General features: G+C 73.2%; 23 protein-coding genes and 2 pseudogenes. 11 read left to right on the forward strand and 14 right to left on the reverse strand.

Annotated elements, in window-relative coordinates; genetic code table 11:
- Positions 1 to 13 precede the first annotated feature (13 nt).
- The 4 genes from AC0OO9_RS05890 to AC0OO9_RS05905 form a co-directional block, all read right to left on the reverse strand.
- Positions 14 to 1,051 carry a threonine aldolase family protein gene (locus AC0OO9_RS05890; protein ID WP_484516138.1) on the reverse strand — a complete coding sequence of 346 codons (1,038 nt, stop codon included), beginning with the start codon at positions 1,049 to 1,051 and terminating at the stop codon, positions 14 to 16.
- Positions 1,052 to 1,152: 101 nt separating this feature from the next.
- Positions 1,153 to 2,559, reverse strand: a complete 1,407-nt coding sequence (locus AC0OO9_RS05895) for a class II 3-deoxy-7-phosphoheptulonate synthase (RefSeq protein WP_311411588.1) — start codon at positions 2,557 to 2,559, stop codon at positions 1,153 to 1,155.
- Positions 2,560 to 2,647: 88 nt separating this feature from the next.
- Positions 2,648 to 3,130 carry a hypothetical protein gene (locus AC0OO9_RS05900; RefSeq protein WP_484516139.1) on the reverse strand — a complete coding sequence of 161 codons (483 nt, stop codon included), beginning with the start codon at positions 3,128 to 3,130 and terminating at the stop codon, positions 2,648 to 2,650.
- 236 nt (positions 3,131 to 3,366) lie between these two features.
- Positions 3,367 to 4,992 (reverse strand): glycosyl hydrolase family 18 protein, encoded by a 1,626-nt coding sequence (locus AC0OO9_RS05905; RefSeq protein ID WP_484516141.1) that lies wholly within the window; start codon positions 4,990 to 4,992, stop codon positions 3,367 to 3,369.
- Positions 4,993 to 5,161: 169 nt separating this feature from the next.
- On the opposite strand from AC0OO9_RS05905, the gene AC0OO9_RS05910 reads away from it, so the two are divergent.
- A complete protein-coding gene (locus AC0OO9_RS05910; protein WP_484516143.1) occupies positions 5,162 to 5,656 on the forward strand; it encodes a glutathione peroxidase in 495 nt (164 codons plus the stop codon).
- 244 nt (positions 5,657 to 5,900) lie between these two features.
- Positions 5,901 to 6,332, forward strand: a complete 432-nt coding sequence (locus AC0OO9_RS05915; RefSeq protein ID WP_484516145.1) for a hypothetical protein — start codon at positions 5,901 to 5,903, stop codon at positions 6,330 to 6,332.
- A 10-nt stretch (positions 6,333 to 6,342) separates the two neighbouring features.
- Here AC0OO9_RS05915 and AC0OO9_RS05920 read toward each other — a convergent pair whose 3' ends face one another.
- Positions 6,343 to 6,783 (reverse strand): DUF4259 domain-containing protein, encoded by a 441-nt coding sequence (locus AC0OO9_RS05920; RefSeq protein ID WP_484516147.1) that lies wholly within the window; start codon positions 6,781 to 6,783, stop codon positions 6,343 to 6,345.
- A 223-nt stretch (positions 6,784 to 7,006) separates the two neighbouring features.
- Here AC0OO9_RS05920 and AC0OO9_RS05925 point away from each other — a divergent pair.
- Both AC0OO9_RS05925 and AC0OO9_RS05930 read left to right on the forward strand, forming a co-directional pair.
- Positions 7,007 to 7,753 (forward strand): annotated as a pseudogene (locus AC0OO9_RS05925) (NADPH-dependent F420 reductase); the annotation flags it as partial.
- Between the two features lie 196 nt (positions 7,754 to 7,949).
- Positions 7,950 to 8,897, forward strand: a complete 948-nt coding sequence (locus tag AC0OO9_RS05930) for a threonine ammonia-lyase (protein WP_484516149.1) — start codon at positions 7,950 to 7,952, stop codon at positions 8,895 to 8,897.
- Positions 8,898 to 8,990: 93 nt separating this feature from the next.
- Here AC0OO9_RS05930 and AC0OO9_RS05935 read toward each other — a convergent pair whose 3' ends face one another.
- Complete coding sequence (locus AC0OO9_RS05935; protein WP_311411580.1) at positions 8,991 to 9,341, reverse strand: DUF2203 domain-containing protein; 351 nt, start codon at positions 9,339 to 9,341, stop codon at positions 8,991 to 8,993.
- A gap of 171 nt (positions 9,342 to 9,512) precedes the next feature.
- Between AC0OO9_RS05935 and AC0OO9_RS05940 the strand changes: the two genes are divergently transcribed.
- On the forward strand, positions 9,513 to 10,805 hold the full coding sequence (locus AC0OO9_RS05940; RefSeq protein WP_484516151.1) for an exo-beta-N-acetylmuramidase NamZ family protein: 1,293 nt from the start codon (positions 9,513 to 9,515) through the stop codon (positions 10,803 to 10,805).
- A gap of 84 nt (positions 10,806 to 10,889) precedes the next feature.
- Here the strand turns inward: AC0OO9_RS05940 and AC0OO9_RS05945 are convergent.
- The 6 genes and pseudogenes from AC0OO9_RS05945 to AC0OO9_RS05970 form a co-directional block, all read right to left on the reverse strand.
- Positions 10,890 to 11,788: pseudogene (locus tag AC0OO9_RS05945) on the reverse strand (nucleotidyl transferase AbiEii/AbiGii toxin family protein).
- Positions 11,785 to 12,393: a type IV toxin-antitoxin system AbiEi family antitoxin domain-containing protein gene (locus tag AC0OO9_RS05950; RefSeq protein ID WP_357580206.1), complete on the reverse strand. Its 609-nt coding sequence runs from the start codon at positions 12,391 to 12,393 to the stop codon at positions 11,785 to 11,787. The pseudogene AC0OO9_RS05945 and the gene AC0OO9_RS05950 overlap by 4 nt, the downstream one beginning before the upstream one ends.
- A gap of 204 nt (positions 12,394 to 12,597) precedes the next feature.
- A complete protein-coding gene (gene proC / locus AC0OO9_RS05955) occupies positions 12,598 to 13,416 on the reverse strand; it encodes a pyrroline-5-carboxylate reductase (RefSeq protein ID WP_484516153.1) in 819 nt (272 codons plus the stop codon).
- A gap of 72 nt (positions 13,417 to 13,488) precedes the next feature.
- The gene (locus AC0OO9_RS05960; protein WP_132236203.1) at positions 13,489 to 14,517 is read right to left on the reverse strand and encodes a 6-phosphofructokinase; all 1,029 of its coding nucleotides are present in this window, start codon (positions 14,515 to 14,517) and stop codon (positions 13,489 to 13,491) included.
- Positions 14,518 to 14,695: 178 nt separating this feature from the next.
- A complete protein-coding gene (locus AC0OO9_RS05965) occupies positions 14,696 to 15,199 on the reverse strand; it encodes a pyridoxamine 5'-phosphate oxidase family protein (RefSeq protein ID WP_484516155.1) in 504 nt (167 codons plus the stop codon).
- A 61-nt stretch (positions 15,200 to 15,260) separates the two neighbouring features.
- Entirely contained in the window at positions 15,261 to 15,758 is a 498-nt protein-coding gene (locus AC0OO9_RS05970) for a polyadenylate-specific 3'-exoribonuclease AS (protein WP_089003323.1), read from the reverse strand.
- A gap of 250 nt (positions 15,759 to 16,008) precedes the next feature.
- On the opposite strand from AC0OO9_RS05970, the gene AC0OO9_RS05975 reads away from it, so the two are divergent.
- Positions 16,009 to 16,701: a Crp/Fnr family transcriptional regulator gene (locus AC0OO9_RS05975; RefSeq protein ID WP_121400498.1), complete on the forward strand. Its 693-nt coding sequence runs from the start codon at positions 16,009 to 16,011 to the stop codon at positions 16,699 to 16,701.
- Between the two features lie 53 nt (positions 16,702 to 16,754).
- Here AC0OO9_RS05975 and AC0OO9_RS05980 read toward each other — a convergent pair whose 3' ends face one another.
- Positions 16,755 to 16,964 carry a hypothetical protein gene (locus tag AC0OO9_RS05980; protein ID WP_091629607.1) on the reverse strand — a complete coding sequence of 70 codons (210 nt, stop codon included), beginning with the start codon at positions 16,962 to 16,964 and terminating at the stop codon, positions 16,755 to 16,757.
- A 163-nt stretch (positions 16,965 to 17,127) separates the two neighbouring features.
- On the opposite strand from AC0OO9_RS05980, the gene AC0OO9_RS05985 reads away from it, so the two are divergent.
- A complete protein-coding gene (locus AC0OO9_RS05985) occupies positions 17,128 to 20,691 on the forward strand; it encodes an ATP-binding protein (RefSeq protein WP_484516158.1) in 3,564 nt (1,187 codons plus the stop codon).
- Positions 20,692 to 20,716: 25 nt separating this feature from the next.
- Here the strand turns inward: AC0OO9_RS05985 and AC0OO9_RS05990 are convergent, their stop codons facing one another.
- A complete protein-coding gene (locus tag AC0OO9_RS05990) occupies positions 20,717 to 21,424 on the reverse strand; it encodes a lysophospholipid acyltransferase family protein (RefSeq protein WP_484516160.1) in 708 nt (235 codons plus the stop codon).
- 261 nt (positions 21,425 to 21,685) lie between these two features.
- Between AC0OO9_RS05990 and AC0OO9_RS05995 the strand changes: the two genes are divergently transcribed.
- The 4 genes from AC0OO9_RS05995 to AC0OO9_RS06010 all read left to right on the forward strand — a co-directional run bounded on the left by AC0OO9_RS05995 (position 21,686) and on the right by AC0OO9_RS06010 (position 26,247).
- Entirely contained in the window at positions 21,686 to 22,870 is a 1,185-nt protein-coding gene (locus tag AC0OO9_RS05995; RefSeq protein WP_484516161.1) for a sensor histidine kinase, read from the forward strand.
- On the forward strand, positions 22,867 to 23,538 hold the full coding sequence (locus AC0OO9_RS06000; protein ID WP_132236195.1) for a response regulator transcription factor: 672 nt from the start codon (positions 22,867 to 22,869) through the stop codon (positions 23,536 to 23,538). The genes AC0OO9_RS05995 and AC0OO9_RS06000 overlap by 4 nt, the downstream gene beginning before the upstream one ends.
- Positions 23,539 to 23,795: 257 nt before the next feature.
- Positions 23,796 to 24,647, forward strand: a complete 852-nt coding sequence (locus AC0OO9_RS06005; RefSeq protein ID WP_484516163.1) for a DUF308 domain-containing protein — start codon at positions 23,796 to 23,798, stop codon at positions 24,645 to 24,647.
- 181 nt (positions 24,648 to 24,828) lie between these two features.
- Positions 24,829 to 26,247 carry an alpha,alpha-trehalose-phosphate synthase (UDP-forming) gene (locus AC0OO9_RS06010; RefSeq protein WP_484516165.1) on the forward strand — a complete coding sequence of 473 codons (1,419 nt, stop codon included), beginning with the start codon at positions 24,829 to 24,831 and terminating at the stop codon, positions 26,245 to 26,247.
- The last annotated feature ends 60 nt before the right edge of the window (positions 26,248 to 26,307 follow it).

Consider the following 26,307-nt stretch of genomic DNA (forward strand, 5'->3'; position numbering starts at 1 on the left):
GCCTGCGGGGCGGTCAGCCCCGCAGGACGCGGGTGAGGACCTCGACGGCGCGGTCGATGCCGGCGTCGTCGACGTCCAGGTGGGTGACCAGGCGGGCGGTGCGGGGGCCGAGCACCGAGACCAGGACGCCCTCGGCGCGGGCGGCGGTGGCCAGGGCGTGCGCGTCCAGGGGCGCCTTGGTCAGGTCCAGCGGCACCAGGTTGCTCCGGACGGTCGTGGCCAGCACCCCGAACGGGGCGATCGCCTCGGCGAGCCGGGCCGCCTTCGCGTGGTCGGCGGCGAGCCGGTCGACGTGGTGGGTCAGCGCGTACCGACCGGCGGCGGCCAGGACGCCCGCCTGCCGCATCCCGCCACCCATCCGCTTGCGGAGCACCCGGGCCCGCGCGATCTTGTCGGCGCTGCCGACGACCAGCGAGCCGACCGGCGCGCCGAGCCCCTTGGACAGGCAGACCGACAGGGTGTCGAACAGCGCGCCGTACTCGGTCAGCGGCACGCCGTCGGCGACGTGCGCGTGCCAGATCCTGGCCCCGTCGCAGTGCAGGGCCACGCCCGCGTCGTCGGCGATCCGGCGCAGCTCGCGCAGGGTGGCCAGCGGGATCACCCCGCCCCCGCCCCGGTTGTGGGTCTGCTCGACGGCGATCGCCCGGGTGGGAACCGCGTGGTAGCCCTCAGGACGGATCATCGCGGCGACCACGTCCGGGTCGAGCTCCGCGCCCACCGGTGACCAGGTCCGCGAGGAGATGCCACCGTACGCGGCGGCGGCCCCGATCTCGTACGTCACCACGTGCGCGTCGGCGTCGCAGAGCAGTTCGTCGCCCGGCGGCACGACCAGTTGCAGGGCGATCTGGTTGGCCATCGACCCGCTCGGGGCGAACAGCGCCGCCTCGTGCCCGAACAGCGCGGCGACCTCGGCCTCCAGCGCGTTGACGGTCGGGTCCTCGCCGTAGACGTCGTCGCCGACGTCGGCGGTGGCCATCGCCTCCCGCATCCCCGGCGTGGGCCGGGTCACGGTGTCCGAACGAAGATCGACGAAAACGTCAGCCACTGTCATCCCTCCGCCGCCGACTGCGGGGCTCGCAAGCTCACTCCTCGCGTCAGCCACTGTCATCCCTTCGGCCGCCGACTGCGGGGCTCGCAAGCTCACTCCTCGCGTCAGCCACGGAGCATCTCCGCCACGAGGAAGGCCAGCTCCAGCGACTGCTGGGTGTTCAGTCGCGGGTCGCAGGCGGTCTCGTAGCGGCCGGGCAGGTCGAGGTCCTCGATGCCCTGGGCGCCGCCGAGGCACTCGGTGACGTCCTCACCGGTCAGCTCCACGTGCAGCCCGCCCGGGTGGGTCTCCAGGCCCCGGTGCACCTCGAAGTAGCCGAGCACCTCGTCGACGATGCGGTCGAAGTGCCGGGTCTTGTAGCCGTTGGACGACTCGTGCGTGTTGCCGTGCATCGGGTCGCACTGCCAGACCACCTTGGCGCCGGCGGCGGTCACCTTCGCCACGATCGGCGGCAGGGCGTCGCGGACCCGGTGGTTGCCCATCCGGCTGATCAGGGTGAGCCGGCCGGGGACGTTCTCCGGGTTGAGCTTCTCGCAGAGCTCGATGGCCTCGTCGGGGGTCGTCGTCGGGCCGAGCTTCACGCCGATCGGGTTGGCGATGCGGGAGATGAAGTCGATGTGCGCCCCGTCGATCTGCCGGGTGCGCTCGCCGATCCACAGGAAGTGCCCGGACAGCCCGTACGCCCGGCGGTCGGAGACCCGGGTCAGCGCCCGGTCGTACTCCAGGGCGAGGGCCTCGTGCGAGCAGTAGAGGGTGACGGTGCGCAGCGCCTCGTCGTCGGTCATCCCGCAGGCCCGGATGAAGGCCAGCGCCCGGTCGATCTCGCGGGCGATCGCCTCGTAGCGCTCGCCGGCCGGGGAGTTCTTGACGAAACCCTTGTTCCAGTCGTGCACGGCGTGCAGGTCGGCCAGCCCGCCGGCCAGGTACGCGCGGAGCATGTTCATCGCGGCGGCCGAGTTCGCGTACGCCCGGATCATGCGCTGCGGGTCGGCGGCCCGGGCCTCCGGTGTCGCCTCCAGCGAGTTGATCATGTCGCCGCGGTAGGCGGGCAGCCCGCGCGCGTCGGTCGGCAGCGACCGGGGCTTGGTGTACTGCCCGGCTACCCGGGCCACCTTGACCACCGGCAGCGAGGCGCCGTAGGTGAGCACGATCGCCATCTGGAGCAGGGTGCGGGCGTTGGCCAGCAGGTGGCTCTCGGTGTTGTCGGCGAAGGTCTCCGCGCAGTCGCCGCCCTGGAGCAGGAACGCCTTGCCCTCGCACACCAGCGCCAGCCGTTGGCGGAGCTGGTCGACCTCGTAGGGCGCCACCACCGAGGGCACCGTGTCGAGCACCTTGCAGACCTCGGCGACCTCCGCCGGATCCGGCCACGGCGGAATCTGTGTGCGCGGCAGTTCCCGCCAGCGGTCGAGGCCGAGGGCCGCGTCCTCGGCGGAGTCGACGGTCGGACGGCTGGTCTGCAGCCCAGGGCTGCCCACCGCGGGATGGCTCAGCTGATGCCACTCATGGCGCATGACAGAAAGCGTACGGCGAGCGGCCCGGCGACCGACCGGCGAGGGGGATGGTTCCGGCAGGTGAGAGCGGGCTCACCCGGGAGGTGGGTCAGGGGGTGGCGGCAGGGGTCGGGGTGTTGCCACCAGGCGCCTCGGCGGCGATGCACCAGTCGGCGCCGTCGCGGGTGACCGTGAACAGCAGCGGCCGGGTGAGCGTGCGGGAGCCGGCGGCGACCGAGATCGACGTGCTCACCTCCTGGCCCCGGGGACCGGAGCGGATGTCGGTGATCTCGGCCTGCGGCACCGTGAAGTGGTCGGCGAAGTCGCCGTTGGGGCCGGTCGCGGCGGCGTCGAAGCTCTCCTGGAGGGCGGCGCAGAGCTGGCTGCGCCCGGCCGCGACGTCCTTGGCGGTCATCGCGTCGAGGTAGGCCTGCACCCGCTCCCGCGACTTCGTGGTGGCCTCCTCGGCCGGGGCCCGTCCGGGCTTGGTCGCCGGATCCTCCTCCTCGCCGATACCGCAGCCGAGCAGGACGAGGGGAAGGGTCCCGAGCAGCACGGCGCCCGCCGCGAGCCTCCCGCGCGTCGCGCGCATCGCCACCTCCGTCGCCGTGGACATCGAGCCCGTTGAGCGGCGAGTCTGTCACATCGACGCACGTGCCCCGACGCCGCCGCGCCCGAACCGCCCGGTCACCGGCACGCGTCTCGCCCGTGCCCGGACGCCACCGGGCCGACGCGGGACACTCCCCCGCGTCGGCCCGGGCACAGCGGGCGGGGAGGGACCGGTGCGCGGTCCCTCCCCGCCGTGTGGGTGGTGCGTCGGCCCTCGGCTCAGCCGAGACCGCCCTTGATGGCGCCGATCAGCTCGCCGTTGCCGGTGTCACCGGAGAGCTCCCAGAAGAACGCGCCACCGAGGCCCTGGTTCTTCGCGTACGTCATCTTGCCGTTGATCGTGGAGGGGGTGTCGTAGCTCCACCAGTTGCTGCCGCACTTGGCGTACGCCGTGCCGGCGACGGTGGCCGTGGCCGGGCAGGTGTTCTTGAGGACCTTGTAGTCCTCGATGCCCTGCTCGTAGGTGCCCGGGGCGGGGCCGGTGGCGGTGCCACCCGGGGCGGTCTGGGTCACCCCGGTCCAGCCCCGGCCGTAGAAGCCGATGCCGAGCAGCAGCTTGTCCGACGGGATGCCCTTGCTCTTGAGCTTCTGGATCGCCGCGTCCGACCAGAAGCCCTGCTGCGGGATGCCGGCGTACGAGGTGAGCGGGGAGTGCGGGGCGGTGGGGCCCTGCGCGTTGAAGGCGCCGAAGTAGTCGTACGTCATCGGCATGATCCAGTTGAGGTGCGTCGCGGCGCCGGCGTAGTCGGTGGCGTCGATCTTGCCGCCGTTGCTGCCGTCCGCCGTGATCGCGGCGGTGACCAGCGCGGACGAGCCGAACTTCGACCGCAGCGCGCTGACCACGTTCTTGAAGGCGTTCGGGCCGCTGCTGTCGCAGGTGAGCCCGCAGGCGTTCGGGTACTCCCAGTCGACGTCGATGCCGTCGAAGACGTCCGCCCAGCGCGGGTCCTCGACCAGGTTGTGGCAGCTCTCGGCGAACGCGGCCGGGTTCTGCGCGGCCTGAGTGAAGCCGCCCGACCAGGTCCAACCGCCGAAGGACCAGATCACCTTCAGGTTCGGGTACATCTTCTTGAGCTTGCGCAGCTGGTTGAAGCTGCCGCGCAGCGGCTGGTCCCAGGTGTCGGCGACGCCGTCCACGCTGTCCGCCGCGGTGTAGGCCTTCTCGTAGTCGGCGTAGCTGTCACCGATGGTGCAGCGGCCACCGGTGGTGTTGCCGAAGGCGTACAGGATGTGGGTCAGCTTGGCGGCCGAACCACTCGTGTGGATGTTCTTCACGTGGTAGTTGCGGGCGTAGACGCCCCACTGCGCGAAGTAGCCGACGACCTTCTTGCCGCCCGGGCCCGGCGGCGGGGTGGTCGGCGGAGGCGTGGTCGGCGGCGGGGTGGTCGGCGGCGCCGTGGTCGGCGGGGTGGTGGTCGGCGGCGCGGTGGTGGGGGGCGGGGTGCCGCCGCCACACGGCGCGCCGTTGATCGTGCAGTTCAGCGGCGCCTTGTACGCGCCGGTGCCGTTGTAGCCCCAGCTGAACGAGGCACCCGCCGCGATCGGGCCGGCCCAGCTCTTCTTGACGGCGACGTAGTGGTCGCCGGTGCGCGTGACGTCGGCGTCCCAGGAACTGCTGATGCTGGTGCCCGACGGCAGGTCGAACTCGATGCGCCAGGTGCTCACCGGGGCGCTCGTCCCGTTGGTGACGGTCACCCGCGTCTCGTGACCGGTCCCCCAGTCCTGCGCCTTGGCGAAGCCGGCGGTCACGCTGCCGGCGCCGAACGCACTGGCCATCGGGACCGTGGCGGCGGTGACCGCCATCACGGCGCCGACCCAGAGGGCCCGGCGGAGCGATCTCTTCATGCGGCGTCTCCCTAAACAGTTAGGAAACTTTCCAGATTGATGGTGAGACGCTACTCACGCCGTCATCCATTCGTCAAGATGTCGATGTATCGATTTACCTTGGGAGCGCGACCAGCCCTCCGACCGCTCCCCCGGGCGACGGCCCGGCGACGCCACGTAGCCTCGACCCATGACCGTCTTCGACACCCGGATCGACGCCCTGGCCGGAGGTCCGGCCGACCTCGCGCGGCACCGCGGACGCGCCCTGCTGGTGGTCAACGTCGCCTCGCGCTGCGGCCTCACCCCGCAGTACGCCGGCCTCCAGGCGCTGCACGACGAGTACGCCGACCGCGGCCTGGTGGTGCTCGGCGTGCCCTGCAACCAGTTCGCCGGCCAGGAGCCGGGCAACGCCGCCGAGATCAGCGACTTCTGCCAGGTCAACTACGGGGTCACCTTCCCCCTGACCGAGAAGGTCGACGTGAACGGCCCCGGCCGCCACCCGCTCTACGCGGCGCTGGTCGGCACGGCCGACGCGGAGGGCCACGCCGGCGACGTGCGGTGGAACTTCGAGAAGTTCCTCGTCGCCCCGGACGGCACGGTTGCGGCCCGGTTCGCGCCCACCGTCGAGCCCGGCTCGGCCGACCTGCGCGCCGCGATCGAGAAGGTGCTGCCCCCGGCGGCCTGAGGGCCTGTTTCATAAGGGCGGTCGAGCCGAGGCGGAGTCCGGGCGGCGATCCGGCAAGGCGCGGTTTCGTCCGGATACCGGTGTTGTATCCGGACGAAACCGCAACGCCGCCGGTCGTCGTCCGGGCCCGCCGCGGGCCGGCCAGTTCTTATGAAACAGGCCCTAAGGGCACCCGCCTCGGCCGTGCCGCTGTGTGCCGAACGGACTACGATCGGCGACACCTGGTCCGAGTGGAGGGGGCGGGATGTTCTTCGCGGTGCAGCCGGCACTCACCCCGGGCCAGGTCCGGCCCGAGCACCACGTCAGCATCCAGCGTCCGCTCGACGCCGGGCGGGTGGTGCTCGACGCCGCCGTGCCCGACGACGTGCTGCGCGACCACGGCCGCCTGCGGCACCTCCCGCCGGCTCCCGCGCACCTCGACGGCCCGGGGCGGCACCGCTCCACGCTGGAGCACCTGCGCGGCCGGTTCGAGGACGCGACGTCCTACATCCGGATGTCGCCCGAGGACCTGCCGCCCTTCGCCCGGGAGCTCTCCGCGGCGGCCAGGCCGGTGGTGCTCGTCTGGACCGACCCGACGACCGGCGAACGCGTCGAGCGGGTGGTGGTGGCGGTCCGGCGCGACGGCGATCCGGGCGGCCGGAGCGGGCGCACCCCGCCCGGGCCCCGCCGGCCGTGACCCTCGCGCCTCAGCCCGCGACGACGGCGGCCCCGGTCGGATCGGCCAGCGCGACCCGGATCGGGGCGAGCGCGGCGGCGAACTCGTCGAGCTCCCCGGCCTCCTCCCAGAGCTCGGCCAGCTCGGACCCGTCGGCGAGCACCCGGTCCAGCGCCCGCAGGGCCAGCGCCGACAGCTCCGCGGTGAGCGTCAGACGCCCGCCGGCGGTGAGGAAGTCCGGCGCGTACGCCGAGTCGACCGGCGGGCCGCCGGGGAGGTGCGCGGCGACCACCGCCGACGCCGCGACCGCCTTGGCGCCGGGCCCCGCGTCCAGGAAGTCGCCCTCCCGCACCGCCTCGCGCAGCGCCAGCTCCACCAGCCGGGGCCGCCGCTCCGGCGACGCCTCGTCGAGGTCGGCACACCAGTCCGCCGCCTCGTCGTTGTCGAACGGTCCCGCCGCCCACGTGCCCATCGCACTCCCCGTTCCGTGTTCGCAAGTGGAGGCAGGCTAGCCGCCGGGGCCGACATCGTTCCCGCCGTGACGGCGTTGCGGGCCGCCCGGCGGGCGTTGTCCCGAAGCCGGCCCCCGGCCCCCTGGCCGGCAGTACGTTGGGCGGGCGGCGCAGGCCGTCACCGCCACTGCGCGCCCGGTCCGACGCCGCCCGGGCCGCCCCCGCCGGCCGGCCCGCCGAACACCAGACACCAGACGGAATTGTCGACCACACCGGTGGGGAATACCGTCGCCGCGAACGAGGTTGGGGACCGACATGACAACTGTGGGACTGATCGGCAGTGGACACATCGGCGGCACGGTGGCGCGGCTGGCGGTAGCCGCCGGCTACGACGTGGTGCTGAGCAACTCGCGCGGCCCGGAGACCCTGAAGGATCTCGTCGAGGAGCTGGGCCCGCGCGCCCGGGCGGCCACGGCCAGCGAGGCTGCGGAGGCCGGCGACCTGGTGGTCGTCACCATCCCGCTGAAGGCGTACCGGGACGTGCCGGTCGAGCCGCTGGCCGGCAAGCTCGTGCTGGACACCAACAACTACTACCCGGAGCGGGACGGCCGGTTCTCCGAGCTCGACTCGGGCTCCACCACCAGCAGCGAACTGCTCCAGCGGCACCTGCCGCAGTCGCGGGTGGTCAAGGTGTTCAACAACATCTTCTTCAAGCATCTGCACTCGCTGGCCCGGCCGACCGGCGCCGACGACCGCAGCGCGCTGCCCATCGCGGGCGACAACGCGGGCGCGAAGGCGGAGGCCACCGCCTTCCTCGACCGGATCGGCTACGACGCCGTGGACGCCGGCACCCTCGCCGAGAGCTGGCGCTACCAGCCGGACACCCCCGCCTACGGGACCATCTACTCGGCCGACCCGGCGGACTGGGAGCGCGAGGCGCCGGCCGACGCCGCCAGGGTGCGGGCCGCCCTGACCGAGGCCACCCGCTGAGCGTTCGCCCCTCCGGCCGGCACCGCCGCACCGCCCGCCCACCGTGGCGCGACGGTCCGGCCGCCGGCACCACGGCCGGTCGCACCACGGACGGCGCGACCGGCCGGGCGGTGCGTCCGGCCGAGCGATGCGACCGGACCAAGGCGGTGCGTCCGGACGAGCGGTGCTGCCGGGCGGGCCGGGCTAGGCTGCGACGGTGCAGCTCACCACCGTGGACGACATCGACACGGCCGAGAAGCGCGTCGCGGGGTGGGTCGTCCGCACGCCGCTGCTGCCCTGCCCTCGCCTCGGCGACCCGCTCCGGCTCGACCTCGCGGTCAAGGCGGAGAACCTCCAGCACACCGGCAGCTTCAAGGTGCGGGGCGCGCTGAACGCGCTGCTCGCCCGCGTCGAGCGGGAGGGGACGCCCGCCGGGCTGACCGCCTTCTCCGCCGGCAACCACGCGATGGCCGTGGCCTTCGCCGGTCGCGCCTTCGGCCTGCCGACCGTCGTCTGCATGCCACCGCAGGCGGTGCCGACCAAGATCGAGGCGGTCCGGCGGTACGGCGGCGAGGTCGTCCTCACCGACGACCTGCTGGGCACCTGCCAGGCCCTCGCGGCGGAACGCGGCTACCACCTCGTGCACCCGTTCGACGAGCCGGACGTCATCGCCGGCCAGGCCACCGTCGGCAGGGAGATCCTGGCCGACGGCCCGCCGCCGGAGCTGGTCCTCGTGCCGATGGGCGGCGGCGGGCTGATCAGCGGGGTGGCGTCGGCCGTCCGGGCGGCCGTTCCCACCGCCCGCGTCGTCGGGGTCGAGCCGGCCACCGCCAACGCGGTCGGCCACGCGCTGCGCACCGGCGGCGACGCCCTGGCGGTACGACCGACGTCGATCGCCGACGGGCTGGCGGCGCCGTTCGCGGGGCGGCACACCCTGGCGCACGTCCGCACGCTCGTGGACGAGGTGGTCGAGGTGTCCGAGGAGGACATCCGGGCCGCCTGGTGGGAGCTGCTGGACGCGACGAAGCTCCTGGTCGAACCGTCCGCCGCCGTCACCCTCGCCGCGCTGCGGGCCGGCCTGGTCGACGCCGGACCGGGCACCCGTACCGTGCTGGTCCTCAGCGGCGGGAACGTCTCCCCGGCCATGCTCGCGTCCCTGGCCTGACGCACGCCGGAGGGGCCGACGAGGCCGTCGAACTGCGGGCCGATGCACCACCGGCGCGGCCGACGGGCCGACCGGTCCCCCGCCGGGCCGGGATCAGAGCGGGCGGCGACCGGCGAAGCCGCACTCCACCCGGTGGTACCAGCGCACGTCGGTGTCCCCCTCCAGCCAGCACCAGAGCACCGGCCGACCGTCGCGCTCGCCGGGGAAGTCCAGCAGGACCGGCGCGATCCCCTTCACCTGGATGTCGTGGGAGTGCAGCTCCTCGACGAGGGCGTGCAGCCGCGCCTCCAGCCCCTTGACCTCGGCGAGCCCGCCGAGCGGGCTGGCGCCCCGGTCGGCCAGGTCGACGCGCAGCTCGGCCAGGTCGGCCCGCAGCCGGATCAGCTCGTCGACGCGCGGGCGCAGGGTGGCGATCAGGTGGCGGGCCTGGGCGAGGGTGAACACCGGGCCAGTATGGAGCACCGCCCGACCGGTGGGCCCGCACCACGCGCCGCCGGGGCGGCAGGTCCGACAACGCCGCCGGCCGGACCCGTCGACCCCCACTTTGTAGCTAACCTTCCTTGACGGGGCATCAACGTGTAGCTAAGTTTCGACCAAACCGACGGGAGGGTCGACATGGAGCGAAGGAAGTTCCTGGCCGGAGCGGGTGCGGTCACCGCGGGCGCGGTCGCGGCGACGGCACCCGGCGCGGCCGGTCACGCCGCGCCCGGCATCCGCCACGTGGAGACCGGGCTAGACGTGCTCGTCCGGTCCGACTTCGCCGAACTCGCCGGCCAGCGGGTCGGGGTGATCTCGAACCCCACCGGCGTGGACTCGGCCTACCGGCACCTGGTCGACCTGATGCACGCCTCCGGCACGGTGCGGCTGGCCGCCGCCTTCGGCCCCGAGCACGGCTTCCGCGGCTCGGCGCAGGCCGGCGGCAGCGAGGGCACCGGCATCGACGCCCGCACCGGAATCACCGTCTACGACGCGTACGGCGCCTCGCTGGCCAAGTGGGAGACCATGTTCACCCAGGCCGGCGTCGACACCGTCGTCTTCGACATCCAGGACGTCGGCGCCCGCTTCTACACGTACATCTGGACGATGTACACCTCGATGATGGCCGCGGCCCGCGTCGGCAAGCGGTACGTGGTGCTGGACCGGCCGAACCCGGTCGGCGGCCGGGCCTACGGGCCGATGATGACCGCCGGCTACACCTCCGGGGTGGGCCTGAAGGAGATCGTCCAGCAGCACGGCATGACCGTCGGCGAGCTGGCCCGGTTCTTCAACGCCGAGTTCCTCCCCGCCGAGGCCGGCCGCCAGGTCGACCTGCACGTCGTGAAGTGCCGGCACTGGAAGCGCGACAAGCTGGCCGCCGACACCGACCTGCCCTGGGTGCTGCCCAGCCCGAACATGCCCACCACGGACACCGCGCTGGTCTACCCCGGCACCGGCCTGTTCGAGGGCGTCGCCTCGCTCACCGAGGGCCGGGGCACGTGCAAGCCGTTCGAGCTGATCGGCGGGCTGGCCGACGACTTCGACTACCACTGGTCCGACCGGCTCAACGCCCGCGAACTGCCCGGCGTCGAGTTCCGCGAGGCGTACTTCACGCCGACGTCCGCCGGGCAGAAGCCCGCGCTGCTCAACAAGCTCTGCGCCGGGGTCGAGGTCAAGGTCGTCGACCGCGCGACGTACGACCCGATCCGCACGGCGGTCGCGATGCTGGTGGAGGCGCACAAGTACGAGGCCTTCGCGTGGCGGCGCGACTCGTGGGACACCGTGCGTCCGTACTGGATCGACAAGCTCACCGGGTCGCCGCGGCTGCGCACGATGATCGACGCGGGCGCCGACGTGGACGACGTGGTCGGCGCCTGGGCCGACGAGCTGGCGGCCTTCAACCAGCAGCGCAAGCCCCACCTGCTCTACTAGGAACGCCCGGCCGTCCGCCGCCCGGATCGCGGGTGGCGGACGGCACCTGCGGATCCGGGCCCGCATGCCGTACCTCGCCTGTGATCACGTGCCAGTCCACGTCGAGGCGGCCGCGATCCAGGTTCGCCCACGGCAGGTTCCGGCCAGCGCGGGGTCGGCGAGCTCCGACACCCGCTGCAACACCTCGCCGAAGTCCCGGGGAAGCCGATCGTCGAGGCGGTGCTTACGCCGCCAAGCCGCCCATCGTGGTTGCGCCAGCGCCGCATATCCGTCGAGCGCGCGACTCAGCGGCTCAAGCGTCACCTCGCGGTACTCAGCGACCCGCTGCACCGCCGCCGCCAGGTCGTCGCCATCGACATCGTGCCGATTCGACAGCAGGTAGACGTCGGCGAAGTCGCGCCAGCGGGTATTTGCCTCGCCGCGCTGCAGTGCCGTCACCAATTTCTCCGCGTGCACCATCGGAAGCGGACAGCCGGTGACGATGATTTCCCCGTCGAGCAGACGCGGCAGCTTGACCTGCTGCGGATCGGGCCAGATCGGGTCGCCCACGTTGACGTCGACGTGGAAGGTCAGACGCGCGGCGGCGAGAGTGCCGGCCAGGGTGACGCGGACTCCGGAGTACACGTCGTCGTCTCGGATCGTCTCGGCGCCTGCGCCCGCCGCGTCGAACACGAGACCGTCGTCGAGGTGCAGAGCCGCGATCTGGCGGACGATGCCGAGCACCTGATCGGTCTCGTTGGAGATCCATCGACTTGGAGATCCACGTCGCGGGTGGGCCGCCGGGCGGTGTAGGCGGCGAGTAGCACGCCGCCCTTGAGGACGAGCTTGTCCGCGTACGGGGAGTGAGTCACCCGGGCGAAGAAACCCTCCAGGGCGTAGACCTGGTGCAGCTCATCCGTGGGACGACCCGTGCGGCGAGCGAGATTCTGCAGGTCGAGATAGGCGCGGCCAGCGACGGTGGAACGGGTCGGGCGTGTCGTCACAGCAGGATCTCCAGCGCCTCTCGAAGAGGGCGCTCGGCCTTGGGGAAGTGCCGAGCCATCGTCAGCAGCGCCGACGGTGATGCGCCGCTCCGCCGCAGCCAGCGCCTCAGCGACGCATACGCCAGTTCCGGCCCTTCCTGGTGCCGCAGGCGGACGGCATCGAGGATGCTGCGCTCAGGGTTGTAGAGCCCGATCGAGGTCTCCGGATCCAGTCGCAGCTCGGTGCGACCGATCTGGAACGTGGCCGGGTCGAACGAGTGCCAGGCGACCGGCGACGTGGTGGCGGGCCGATGCTGCCCGCGAGGTAGCGCGACGTCGATGCGAGCGGGGATTTCATCAGTGAGACCGTGCCGGGCAAGGGCCGTGACCAGGCATAGTGTGGCTGACGGAGCGCGGCTGGCGACTTCGATGAGATCGATGTCCGCCGCCTCGGCATCAGGCCGCCGGTAGAGACCTCTGCCGACACGTTCGACGAGCCCTCGATCGCGCAGCCGGTACAACTGCCACTCCGAAAGGCCGGCTTCGAGGGCTTGGGAATAGGTGAAGGTCGCCGGGAGCCCACGCAGCGGCGTGTTCTCAGCCCCCGACCCGTCCGCCGACTTCACAAGGAAACTCTATACAGGTCGGGGGAACCTGTAGCAGATTTCCTTGCCAGCCTCCCGGCGCGTCGTGCTGCGAACCAACTTTCGAAGGGCCAGCTAGGGCATGGGTGGCGACCTGCGCCGGGCCACCAGGTCGGGCCGCCGCCCAGCCCAGCCGCACAGCGCCGCCGCCGGGACCCGACGACCGACGGCCGTCGGCGGTGCGACTCAGTCGGCCTGGGCGGCCAGTTCGCGGGCGCGGTCGCGGGCCGCCTCCAGCGCGGCGAGCAGCGCCGCGCGTACGCCGTGCTTCTCCAGCTCGCGCACGGCGGAGATGGTGGTGCCGGCCGGCGAGGTGACCGCCTCGCGCAGCTTCACCGGGTGCTCGCCGGAGTCGCGCAGCATCACGGCCGAGCCGATGGCGGTCTGCACGATCAGCTCGTGCGCGACCTGTCGGGGCAGGCCGAGCAGGATGCCGGCGTCGATCATCGCCTCGACCAGCAGGTAGAAGTACGCCGGCCCGGAGCCGGAGAGCGCGGTCACCGCGTCCTGCTGGGACTCGGGCACCCGGACGGTCGAGCCCAGCGGCTTGAACATCTCCTCGGCCAACGCCAGGTGCGTGCCGGTGGCGTGGGCGCCGGCGGAGATCGCCGTCATCGCCTGGTCTACCAGGGCCGGGGTGTTGGTCATCACCCGCACCACGGGCGTGCCGTCGGGCAGCCGGCGGTTGAAGAAGCTGGTCGGCAGGCCGGCGCAGAGGGAGATGACGAGCTTGTCGGCGGGCACCTTCGGCCCGATCTCGTCCAGCAGCGTCGCCGCGTCCTGCGGCTTGACGGAGACGGCGAGCACCTCCGCCTCATCCACGGCGGTGAGGTTGTCGACCACCCGGATCCCGTAGCGGGCGGTCAGCTCCTCGGCGCGGGCGGGCCGGCGGGCGGTGGCGAGCAGCCGGTCGACCGGCCAGCCCGACCGCAGCAGCCCGCTGAGCATCAGCTCGCCGATCTTGCCGGCCCCGATGACCGCGACCGTGTGCACCGAACCCGCCATCGCCGTCGTACCCCCTCGAAGTGGACCGGCGTCGCGACGGGCCGGACGGCCCGCCGCGACGCCGGGGATGGATCAGCTGCCGAAGAAGACCTCGGCCTCGGCGTACCGCTCCAGCGGCACGGTCTTCAGCTCGCGGGTGGCCTCGGCCAGCGGAACGCGGACGATGTCCGTGCTCTGCATGGCGACCATCTTGCCCCAGTCGCCCTCGTGGACCGCGTCGATCGCCTGGAGGCCGAGCCGGGTGGCGAGCACCCGGTCGAAGGCGCTCGGGGTGCCGCCGCGCTGGATGTGCCCGAGCACGACGGTGCGGGCCTCCTTGCCGGTCTTGGCCTCCAGCTGCTCGGCGAGCCACTGGCCGATGCCGCCGAGGCGGACGTGGCCGAACGCGTCAAGTTCCTGGTTGTGCAGGACCATCTGGCCGTCGAGCGGCTGGGCGCCCTCGGCGACCACGACGATCGGGGCGTACTGGTGCTGGAAGCGCTTCTCGACGTAGCCGGCGACCTGCTCGACGTCGAACTGCCGCTCCGGCAGCAGGATCACGTTGGCGCCACCGGCCAGGCCGGCGTGCAGGGCGATCCAGCCGGCGTGCCGGCCCATCACCTCGACCACCAGGGTGCGGTGGTGGCTCTCGGCGGTGGTGTGCAGCCGGTCGATCGCCTCCATGGCGATGTTGACGGCGGTGTCGAAGCCGAAGGTGTAGTCGGTGGCGCCGAGGTCGTTGTCGATCGTCTTCGGCACGCCGATGACGTGGACCCCGAGCTCGTGCAGCTTGGTGGCCACGCCGAGGGTGTCCTCGCCGCCGATCGCGATGAGCGCGTCCACGCCCTGCGCGGCGAGGTTCTCCTTGATCCGCTCGACGCCGTTCTCGATCTTGAAGGGGTTCGTCCGGGACGAGCCGAGGATGGTGCCGCCGCGCGGCAGGATGCCGCGGACCTCCGCGATGCCCAGGGGGCGGGACAGGCCCTCCAACGGACCCTTCCAGCCGTCCCGGAAACCCACGAACTCGTGGCCGTAGCTGGCGACGCCCTTGCGGACCACCGCCCGGATGACCGCGTTGAGACCTGGGCAGTCGCCGCCGCCGGTGAGCACGCCGATACGCATGATCGCTCATCCTCCTGGGAGCATCAGGTGAAGCCCGATTTGCCCCAGGATATGTGTCGAATCAAGACCATCGGCGCCGTTGCCGGCCCGGGGCGGGCCGTCAGTGCGCACTGTAGTCGCCGCGGGCGCACGCCGACACCGCGCCCCGGGCCGGTCCCACCGGCGGACGGCCTACCGGTCAGTAGCTGACCTCGTGGTTCTCCCCCACCTCCGGCGGCTTGCCGGTCACCGCCGCCTTCGCGTAGCCGAACAGGTTCACCACCGTGCTCGACGGAGAGTCCCAGTACTCCGCGGATCCGGCGTGCACCTTGAGCAGGGTGAGTCCGGGGGTCTCCAGCCCGTCCGGGAACCAGGCCTTGAGCACCGGGTTCCACAGCTCCTCGGCCTTCGCCCGGTCGTACTCCTCCCGGGCCGTGCCCGCGACCGACACCCAGGAGTTGCGCCGGGAGTCGGAGAAGGAGACGTTGACCTCGGGGTTCACGCGGATCTGCCGGACCTTGGCGGAGTCGGCGTACGCGAAGAACCACAGGTCGCCGTCGAACTCCGCCTCCTGCAACCCCATCGGACGGCTCACCATCCGGCCGTCCACGGCGATCGTGGTCAGCATGCAGATGCGGGCCTCGCGGACCAGCTCGGTCACCCGGCGCCGGGCCTCGGCGGCGGTGGTCGGTTCGTTGCTCATTGGGACTCTCCCTCACATCGGCTCGACGTCGCACCGGTGCCCGGGACAGAACCGACCAAACCTACGAACCGGTCATCGCCCGCCACCGGGCCAGGTTGTGCCGGGCATCGACAAGCGCGTCGTGCCGCGCCGCGTCGGCGTCCGGCAGCGGCGGCCGGCCCCGGTCGTCCCAGAGTTGGCGCAGGTCCTTGGTGAACCTGGGGATCTCCCGGGGCAGCGCCGGCATGGCGCCCCACAGCTGGGCCAGGGCGACGTGGTCGTACGCGGCGTACCAGGCCCACAGCTCCAGCTGCTCGCCCGGGCGGTCGCGGACCGGCTCGACGAGGAAGTCGTACAGCTCGTCGCGGATGCGCTCGCGGGAACGCCAGGCGCGGTTCGCCGGGGAGGGCAGCTTGTCGAGCACGTTGCGGCGCACCCAGGGCACGGCCCGCGAGTCGTCGAACTCGGTCGAGACGGCGTAGAACTCCCGGCCGTACTCGTCGACGACGCCGATCGACACCAGGTCGACGAGCCGGCCGTCCTCGATGAACTCGCAGTCGTAGAAATAGCGGTAGACCATCGCCCGTCATCCTCGCCCACGCCCTCGGCGTCCCGACGACCGGGGCGGCCGGAACGCCCCCCACCACGCCGGTCGTCGCAGCTCGGGAGTGTCACGGAAGTGATTTGAGGGGTGTACAGCAAGCGACCGGACCGTCATGATCTGATGTGTACCGCTACCGGACGCCGAACCGGTGTCAGTTCACCTCGTCGAGGCCTTCAGGTTCACCCGGTGAGCGAGTTGTGGTCCTTGACCGGGGAGGGGTTGGACCGTGGAGATGCGCCTGCCGGAGCCTGGTGACGCGCTCACGGGCGTGGAGATGTTCGCCGGGCTGGAGCCGGAGGTCCGGCAACGGGTGATCGCCGCGGCGGTCCCCCGCACGTACCGCAAGGGCCAACTGCTCTTCGTCGAGAACGACCCCGGCGAGTCCCTCATCGTCCTGCGTCGGGGCGCGGTCGCGGTCTTCCGCACCGCGCCGACCGGCGAACGTGCCGTGCTGTCGGTCATCCGTCCGCCGGACGTGCTGGGCGAGGTCTCCCTGCTCGACGCCTCCACCCGGTCCGCCTCGGCCGAGGCGATCGAGGACTGCGCCGCGCTCGCGCTGTCCCGGGGCGCGTTCATGGAGCTGGTGCACTCCAACCCGCGCATCCTCGACGCGGTGATGCGCTCGCTCGGCGGGCTGATCCGACGGCTCACCGAGCAGAACGCCGACCACGTCTTCCTGGACCTGCCCGGCCGGGTGGCCAAGACCCTGGTGCGGCTGGCCGGCGAGAGCCAGGCCCCGATGATCACCATCGAGCTCAACCAGAGCCAGCTCGCGGAGATGGCCGGCGGCTCGCGGCAGAGCGTCAACCAGGCGATCGGGTCGTTCGCCAACCGGGGTTGGCTGCGCACCGAGGGCCGGCGCATCGTGGTCACCGACGTCGCGGCGCTGCGCCGCCGCGCCGGCATGAGCGAGCGCTGAGGCGTACGCGAAAAAGGGCCGGAGCAGCCGCTCCGGCCCTTTCATGCGGGTTGTCAGGGAGTGTTGCTGCCCGGCCCGACCCAGTTGGTGCTGCCCGGCCCGACCCACTCCGTGCCGTCCTTGCCGCCACCGGACTGCTCGCTGACGATCCCCTGCGCCTGGAGCGCGGCCAGCGTGGCGGCGTCCACGTCGACGGAGTCGCCCGCGAGGTGGCTGACCCCGCTGCCGTCGGTCCAGTCGCTCTGCAACATCACGTACACCATCGGGAATCCCCCTGTGGTCAATGGTCGACATTCAGCCGCCTGACTGTAACCGTAGGGCCGCCCGGTGGACTGTCCACAAGCCAACAGCCCGGTACCCGACAGCTGGGCGGACGGCGATACTGACACCGGAACGGTGCCGATCACGGCGCCGGCGGGATCGCGAGTGGAGGGCGTCATCGCCACGCAGTGTGACCGCTGTGGACGCACGGCTGCCGCGGGCGACCGCTTCTGCGGCGGCTGCGGCAACGAGCTGGGCGCGGTCTGTCCGCACTGCCTGCGCCCGCTCGCCCAGGACGTGGCGTTCTGCACCTCCTGCGGCGCTGCCCGGCCGGGCAGCGAGCGACAGCCGGTCCCGCAGGAGGACCGTCGCCGGGTCAGCGTGCTCTTCGTCGACCTGATCGACTTCACCCCGTACGTCGAGCGGGCCGACCCGGAGCTGGTCCGCGGCATGCAGACCGGTTTCTTCTCGGCCGCCCGCCGCGTCGTGGGGCAGTACGGCGGGGTGGTGGAGAAGTACATCGGCGACGCGGTGATGGCCCTGTTCGGCGCGCCCGTGGCGACCGAGACCGACGCGCTACGCTGCGTGCGGGCCGGCCTGGAGCTGCAACGGGTGCTGACGCGGTTCACCCCCACCGGCGCCGACGCGCTGCGCTTCCGGGTCGGGGTGGCCACCGGGGAGGCGCTTGTCGACGTGGCCGCCGCCCGCGACGGCGGCCAGGCGATCGTGGCCGGCGACGTGGTCAACACGGCCTCCCGGATGCAGTCGGTCGCGCCGCCGGGCGGGGTGCTGGTCTGCGGCGTGACGCACGCCCTCACCCGGGACGCGATCCGCTACTCGGAGCAGCCGCCGGTCACCCTGCGCGGGCGGTCGACGACGACCGAGGTGTGGCTGGCCCTGTCCCCGGTCCGCCGGCAGCCGACAGACCGGCAGCCCGACGTCACGCCGCTGATCGACCGCGAACACGAGCTGGGGATGCTGGTCAACGCCCTGCACCGGTCGTTGCGCGACCGCCGCCCGCAGGTGGTGACCGTCTTCGGCCGGGCCGGGCTGGGCAAGAGCCGGCTGGTCCGGGAGCTGTACCGGCACGTGGACCAGCTGGTCGACGAGCCGCTGACCTGGCGGATCGGGCGGTGTCCGCCGTTCGGCGAGAACGTGACGTTCGCGGCGCTTGCCGACATCGTCAAGTCCGAGGCCGGCATCCTGGACACCGACCCGGCGTCGAGCGCGGCGCAGCGGCTCGCCTCGGCCGTCGGCGAGCTGGTCGGCCCGGGCGAGCGGCAGCGCCTCGTCGACGCCCTGCGGCCCCTCGTCGGGTTGCCGGGGACCGCGCTGCCGGCCGAGGAGACCGGGTCGGCGTGGCGGCGTTTCCTGCTCGCCCTGGCCGCGCGCCGGCCGACCGTACTGGTCTTCGAGGACCTGCACTGGGCCGACGACGCGATGCTGCGCTTCGTGGAGCTGCTCGGCACCGCCGCCCGGGACGTGCCGCTGCTGCTGCTCTGCACCGCCCGGCCGGAACTCGTCGACCGGGACCCGAGCTGGGCGGGGACGATCACCGGCTCGGTGACCATCACCCTGCCCCCGCTGCGGGACACGGGCATCGCCGCGCTCTACGCCCACATGTTCGGGCGGGCGGCGTTCTCCGCCGACATGCTCACCCCGCTGATCGAGGTGGCCGGCGGCAACCCGCTCTACGCCCACGAGTACGTCCGGATGCTGATCGAGCAGGGCGCGCTGCGCCAGTCCGTGCGGGGCTGGTCGCTGGAGAAGCACCTCGACCTGCCGATGCCGGAGAGCGTGCACGCCGTCATCGCCAACCGCATCGACCTGCTCGACGCCAAGGAGCGCACGGTGCTGCTGGCCGCCGCCGTGGTCGGCGTGCAGTTCTGGCCGGGGGCCGTGGCCGCCGCGCTCGGGCAGCCCGTCGAGTCGGTGGAGCGCGCGCTGCGCCGGCTGGAGCAGCGGGACTTCGTGCACGAGCAGGCCGCCTCCACGATGGCCGGGCAGCCCGAGTACCGGTTCCGGCACGTGCTGGTGCGCGACGTCTGCTACCAGCGGCTGCCCCGTACCGAGCGGGTGGCGCGGCACGAGCGGACGGCGCAGTGGCTGGACATGCTCTCGCAGAGCCGGGACACCGACCTGGCGGAGGTGCTGGCCCACCACCGGTGGGCGGCCCACGAGATCGCCCGGTCGCTGGGCATGGAGATGACCCGGTTCGCCGGCCCCGCCCGGGCCGCGCTGCACCGGGCGGCCCGCCGGGCGTACGCGCTGCACAGTCTCGACGTCGCGGCGAGCCACGCGGGCCGGGCGCTCGGGCTGGCCGACGACTCCGACCCGCTCGACCGGCTCCAACTCGAGCTGCTCAGCACCGAGATCTCCTTCTACCGCGACGGCAACGTCTTCCTCTCCGGCGGCGGGCCCGAGCAGGTGCAGGCGCTCGCCGACCGGCTGCTGGCGCACGACGACGACGCCTGCGCGGCGCGCGCCTGGACGCTGCTCGGTCAGGCCGCGTGGCTGCGCGCCGACCGGGCCGCCGCGCTCGCCTGCCTGGACCGGGCCGTCGAGCTCTTCGACCCGCTGCCGGACAGCCCGCAGAAGGCGGACGCCTACGCCGAGCTGGGCCGGCTGCACATGCTGAACTACGAGCGTGATCCGGCGGTCGCCGCAGCCGACCGGGCGGCGGAGATCGGCGAGCGGCTGAGGCTGACCGAGACCCGCACCAACGCCCGGATCACCTCGGCGATCGCCCGCTACCAGGCGGGCGACCGGTCCGGCCTGGACGACCTGCACGCGATCGTCGAGCTCAGCCGCGCCAACCAGCTGATCGCCCTGCCCCGCGCCATGCAGAACCTCGCCTACGCCGTCTGCGAGGAGGGCGACTGGCTGCGCTCGGACGCCCTGCTCTCGTCGTCGCCGACCCGCAAGGCCAGCGGGCAGACGCTGACCACGAGCTACTCGGCCGAGGCGATGCGCGCCTGGTTCGAGGGCGACTTCGACCGGCTGCTGGCCGCCGCCGAGGCCTTCGTGGACACCCCGACCGGCAGCTGGGACATGCAGGTCCGCGGCCTTCGCTCCTGCCTGCTGGTACTGCGCGGCGAACGGGTGCCGCCGGCGCGCTCCCACTCGGACGACGACGCCGCCGCCACGTTCAGCGACGATGTGGCGGCTGCGCTCGACGCCGCCCGGCGCAGCGGTTTCCACCGGCCGCACTGGACGATGCTGGGAATGGGCGCGCTCTGCCGGGCCCTGCAGGGACGCCGGCAGGAGGCGACGGCGCTGATCGACGAGCTGGCCGACTCCTGGTCGGCGGTGCCCGCCATCGCCAGCGGCGAGTGGATCCCGGCGGCCGGGTACGCGGCCAGCCTCGCCGGGCGGGAAGCGGCGACCCGGGTACGCGCGATGCTGGACCGGGTGGGGCACCGCACACCCTGGTCCGAGGCGGCACGCCGGACGGTGGCCGGTGCGCTGGCCGCCGCGGACGGCGACCACCGGCGGGCCGCGGAGCTGCACCTGGCCGGCGCCGAGATCTACGCCGGCATCCCGGACGTGACGGACCGGATGCTGGCGTTGACCTTCGCGACGGTGGAGCTGGAGCGGGCCGGCGAGTCGACGGCGGGCCGCCCGGAGCTGGCCGAGCTGCGCGCCTTCGCGCTGCGCAACGACGCCCCCGTCCTGCTGAACCTGGCCCGCCCGCCGACGACCGCCGCCGACACCGCCCTGGCCTGCTGACCGGGCGACGCGGGCGGGCGGCCCGTCAGGCGGGGACCGGCTCGCGGGGGACCGGGCCGGCGGGCGGGCTCTTGGCCTTCTGGGCGTACATGTCGACGTACTCGCGGCCGGAGAGCTCCATCAGCTCGTACATGATCTCGTCGGTCACCGCGCGCTCGACGTACCGGTCACCGGCCATCCCGGCGTAGCGCGAGAAGTCCAGCGGCGGGCCGAACCGGATCCGCACCCGGGCGATCTTGGGAATCAGCTTGCCGGGCGGCTGGATCTCGTCGGCGTTGAGCATCGCCGTCGGGATGACCGGGGCGCCGCTCTCCAGGGCCAGCCGGGCCACGCCGGTCTTGCCCCGGTAGAGCCGGCCGTCCGGCGAGCGGGTGCCCTCGGGATAGATGCCGGCGATGCCACCGGCTCGCAGCACCCGCAGCTGGGTGTCCAGGGCCGCCCTGGCCGCCCGGCCGCCCGAGCGGTCGACCGGGATGGTGCCGGAGCCGACGAAGAACATCTTCGTCAGCCAGCCCTTGACGCCCTTGCCGGTGAAGTACTCGGCCTTGGCGATGAACGTCACCCGCCGCTTCACGACCAGCGGCGTGAAGATCGAGTCGGAGAACGACAGGTGGTTGCTGGCGAGGATCACCGGCCCGGTGTCGGGCACGTGGTGCAGCCCCTCGACCTGCGGGCGGAAGACCAGCCTCAGCAGCGGGCCGAGGAGCACGTACTTCATCAGCCAGTACAGCACCGGCGTCCTTTCCAGAGGTGGTCGCGAGGCCGCCGCGTCGCCACGGGTCGTCGTGGGCATGAGCCTACGAACCCGAAGCCGGCCGCCACAACGTGATCCGGCCCGCGTGGCGCGAGCGTCCACCCCGGACGGCCACAGCCGGGCGGCGGGCGGTGTCGCCTGTCGACGTACCGCCGCCCGTCGCGGGTACGGCGGGCGGCGACGGTCGGTCGGGACACCCGTCGGCTCCGCGCGAAGGCCGGCGGCACCTACGCTCGTGGTGTGCGGGTGGCCGGGGCGCGGCGGGGAGCGGGCAGGCTGGCCCGGCTGCCCCGGGCCGCCGTGCTGGACCTGCTCATCGGCGTCGCCGTCGCCGCCGTCGTGGCGGCGGCGATCACCGCGAACCTGGGCGGCGACCGGGGCCGCGACGTCCCCGCCTACCTGTTCGCCGTCGGGCTCGGCGCGCTCGTGCTCCTGCGCCGCCGCGCGCCGACCACCGTGCTGGTGGTCAGCGCCGCCGGCCTGGTCGCCTACTACGTGGCCGGCTACCCGCCGGTCGGGCTGGCCCTCCCCCTCGCCGCGGCGCTCTACTCGGCGGCCGAGGCCGGGCAGCTGCGCTGGGCGGTGCTCGTGGGGCTCGGCCTGCTCGTCGTCTCCACCGCGTTCCGCACGGCGGACGGCGCGAGCGTCGCGTACCTCATCGGCTTCGAGCTGGCCTCCAGCGTCGCCATCATGGCCGCCGCGGTCGCCCTCGGCGACGGGGTCCGGTCCCGGCGGCTACGGCGCCGGGAGCAACGGTGGCGGCTGCGGCAACTGGAACGCGACCACGCCCGGGAGGCGGCGCGCCGCGTCGAGGAGGAACGGCTCCGGATCGCCCGGGACCTGCACGACGTCATCGCCCACCACATCTCCGTCATCTCGCTGCACGCCGGCGTGGCCGACGAGGCCCTCGACGACGACCCGGCGGCCGCCCGCGCCGCCCTGGGGCACGTCCGCTCGGCCACCACCCAGGTCGCCCGGGAGCTGCGCACCACCCTCGGTCTCCTGCGCGACCCGGCCGTGGCCGAGCCCCGGCAACCGGTGGCGGGGCTGGCCGGGCTGGACGCCCTGGCCGCCGGCGCGCGGGCGACCGGGCTGCGGATCGCCGTCCACCGGCAGGGCGAGCTGACCGGGCTGCCCGCCGCGGTCGACTCGACCGCCCACCGGCTGATCCAGGAGGCGCTGACCAACACCCTGCGCCACGCCGGCGCGCGCACCGTCGAGATCGACGTCGTCCGCGGCCCCGGCACCCTCGCCGTCGCCGTCCGCGACGACGGCCGTGGGCAGCGCGAGGACACCCCGCGCGGGTACGGGCTCGGCGGCATGCGGGAGCGCACCGCCCTGCTCGGGGGCACCGTCACCGCCGGCAACCGACCCGGCGGCGGCTTCGAGGTACGCGCCGAACTACCCCTGGGAGGGACCACGTGATCCGGGTGGGACTCGTCGACGACCAGCACCTGGTCCGCGCGGGGCTGCGTGCGCTGTTGAACCGGGCACCGGACATCGAGGTCGTCGGCGAGGCGGGCGACGGCGACGCGGCGTACCGGCTGGCGGTCACCGAGCGGCCGGACGTCCTGCTGATGGACGTCCGGATGCCGGGCACGGACGGCATCGAGGCCACCCGCCGGATCGTCGCCGACGAGCGGCTGACCGGCGTACGGGTCGTCGTGCTCACCACGTTCGACACCGACGAGTACGTCTTCGAGGCGATCCGGGCGGGCGCGTCCGGCTTCCTGCTCAAGGACACCGGCCCCGACGAGCTGCGGGGGGCGGTGCGCATCGTCCGGGCCGGGGAGGCCCTGCTCTCCCCCGCGGTGACGCGGCGGGTCATGACGGCGGTACGCGCCGGGGGGCGGGAGCCGGACCCGGCCCGGCTGGCGGCGCTGACCGCCCGGGAGCGGGAGGTCCTGGCCGAGGTGGCCGCCGGCCGGTCGAACGATGAGATCGGCGCGGTCCTGCACATCAGCCCGGCGACGGCGCGCACGTACGTGAGCCGGCTGCTGGCCAAGCTGCACGCCCGGGACCGGTCGCAGCTCGTCGTGGCGGCGTACGAGAGCGGTCTGGTGCGGCCGGGATCACCGCCCGGCCCGGGCTGACCGGCGGTCGGCGGGCTCGTTGGCACCGGCGGCCCCACGGCCGGTGCCGCAGGCGGGCTCCGTTGAAAAACATTCAGCAAGAACGGACATAAATCCCCGGTCGCGACCTGCGACAGGGCCTCTGACTTCGTACGCCGCGCCACAAGGCACTCCCGGAACCGGGTCCTGACGTGTCACGATTCAAGGCACGGCGTGCGGGTCGGCGCCGACGGGGCTCAGGCGGCCGCGCCGCGGGCGCGTGATGAGGAGGATGTCCGGTGTCAGCGGGTGGGGCCCGCCGGGGACGGCGGGACAACGGGCTCGACGCGAGCGAGTACGCCATCGCCGGCGACGTGGATCCGCGCGTCGGTGAGCACCTGCTCGACGTCCTGGCCGCCGGTGGGATCGCCGCCTACCTCCAGCCCTCAGCCGACCTGAACCCGGTCACCCGCACCACCACCGTGCCCGCCCGCCCCGTCGACCGGCTCTACGTCGACCGCTCGCACCTGAGGACCGCGCGGGACTACCTGACCCAGCTCGCGGACGAGACGGCCCCCGAGAAGCCCCGCGACGACGAGCCGGACATCGAGGCCGAGTGGGCCCGTATCGTCGCCGGCTTCCACACCACCGCCCCCCGCGGTGGCGACAACCCGTGGCCCGCCGCCGAGGACGTGGACGACCCGCCCGGGCCCGCCGCCGGCCCGGTGACCCTCGGCACGCCCGACGAGCCCGCCGGGCCGACCGCCACCGACGTGCGACGGCTGCCGTACGCGGCCGACATCTCGGGCGTCTCCCTCTCGCGTGGCCGCCAGGACGAGCCGTCGCTGCTCGACGGGCTGGACACCTTCGGCGCGGACCTGCCCGACGACGAGTCGGAGAACGAGCGCTACACCCCGCCGCCGCCCCCGCCCCTGCCGCGCTTCTCGAAGTACACGGTGGTCGGGGTGCTGGCCATCGTGGTCGGCTTCGTGCTCTTCCTGTTCCCGTCGCTCTTCCCGGTGGCCGATCCGTCGGTGGTCAACCTGTTCGGGTTCACCGGCATACTCGCCGGCTTCGTCTCGCTGATCTGGCGGCTGCGCCCCGGTGGCGACGACGACGAGCGCGACCCGGACGACGGCGCGGTCGTCTGACCGGCGCCCCGTCCGCCGGCGCTCCTGCCCGCATCCCGGGACGACGGACGCCCCGAGCCCGGTGCGCAACACTGGTGTAACTTACTGTCAGTAGGAATACCGCTGTCCGTCACATCCCTCGCTGACTGCCCGGTTGTTCCTCCGCTGCGGCGGTCACTCCCTGCTGATCGGAATGCCCGAGATGCGACAGAGTTCCCTCGTGGTGGTGGCCAACCGCCTGCCCATCGACGACAGTGTGGCGCCCGACGGTGCCTGCGAATGGCGCCGCAGTCCCGGCGGCCTGGTCAGCGCCCTCCATCCCCTCCTGCGACACACCCCGGCGACGTGGGTGGGGTGGGCCGGCGGCACCGGCCCGGCGCCCGCGCTGCCCGACGTGGACGGCGTCCGCATGCACACCGTCCCGCTGACCGCCGACGACCTGCGCGACCACTACGAGGGCTTCGCCAACGCCACCCTCTGGCCGCTCTACCACGACTCGGTGGAGCAACCGGAGTACCACCGCAGCTGGTGGGAGGCGTACCAGCGGGTCAACCAGCGGTTCGCCGAGGCCACGGCCGACGTGGCCGAGCCCGGCGCGGTCGTCTGGGTGCAGGACTACCACCTGCAACTGGTGCCCGGCCTGCTCCGGGAGCTGCGGCCGGACCTGCGGATCGGCTTCTTCCTGCACGTGCCGTTCCCGCCGCCCGAGCTGTTCATGCAGCTCCCGCGCCGGGCCGAGCTGCTGCGCGGGATGCTCGGCGCCGACCTGATCGGCTTCCAGCGCTCCCAGGCCGCGCACAACTTCGCCCAGCTGGTGGCGAAGGTGCTGGACGTCCCCGCCACCGACCGGCGGATCGCCGTCGACGACCGGGTGGTCCGGATCGGCGCCTTCCCGGTCTCCATCGACACCGCCGAGATGGCCGCGCTGGCCGCCCGGCCCGACGTGGCCGACCGGGCCGCCCGGCTGCGCCATGACCTCGGCAGTCCCGAGCAGGTGATCCTCAGCGTCGACCGGATGGACTACACCAAGGGCATCGAGCAGCGGCTCAAGGCGTACAGCGAGCTGATCGCCCACGGGCACGTCAAGGTACGCGACACCGTGCTCGTGCAGGTGGCGGTGCCCAGCCGGGAGCGGGTCGGGCAGTACCAGATCCTCCGCGAACGGGTGGAGCGCGAGGTCGGGCGGATCAACGGCGAGTTCGGCCGGGTCGGCGAGCCGGCGATCCACTACCTGACCCAGCCGTTCGACCGCGCCGAACTGGCCGCGCTCTACCGCGTCGCCGACGTGATGGCGGTGACCCCGCTGCGCGACGGGATGAACCTCGTCGCCAAGGAGTACGTGGCCGCCCGGGTCGACGACACGGGCGCGCTGCTGCTCAGCGAGTTCGCCGGCGCCGCGGCCGAACTGCCGCAGGCGTACCTGGTCAACCCGCACGATCTGGAGGGGCTCAAGCAGGGGCTGCTCGCGGCGCTGCGGGCGGGCCCGGACGACCTCGGCGCGCGGATGCGGGCCATGCGGGCGCACCTGCACCGGCACGACATCCGCGCGTGGGCCCGCTCCTACCTCTCCGCCCTCGACGACAGCGGCTCGCTGCTGACCCGGCTGGGCGCCGCCGGCTGAGGCCGCCGGCCCGGCCCGGGGCGTCAGTGTCGGCCGGTCGGCGCGGGGCAGCCACGTGCG

The organism is Micromonospora sp. USAFONa4, from assembly GCF_057197825.1.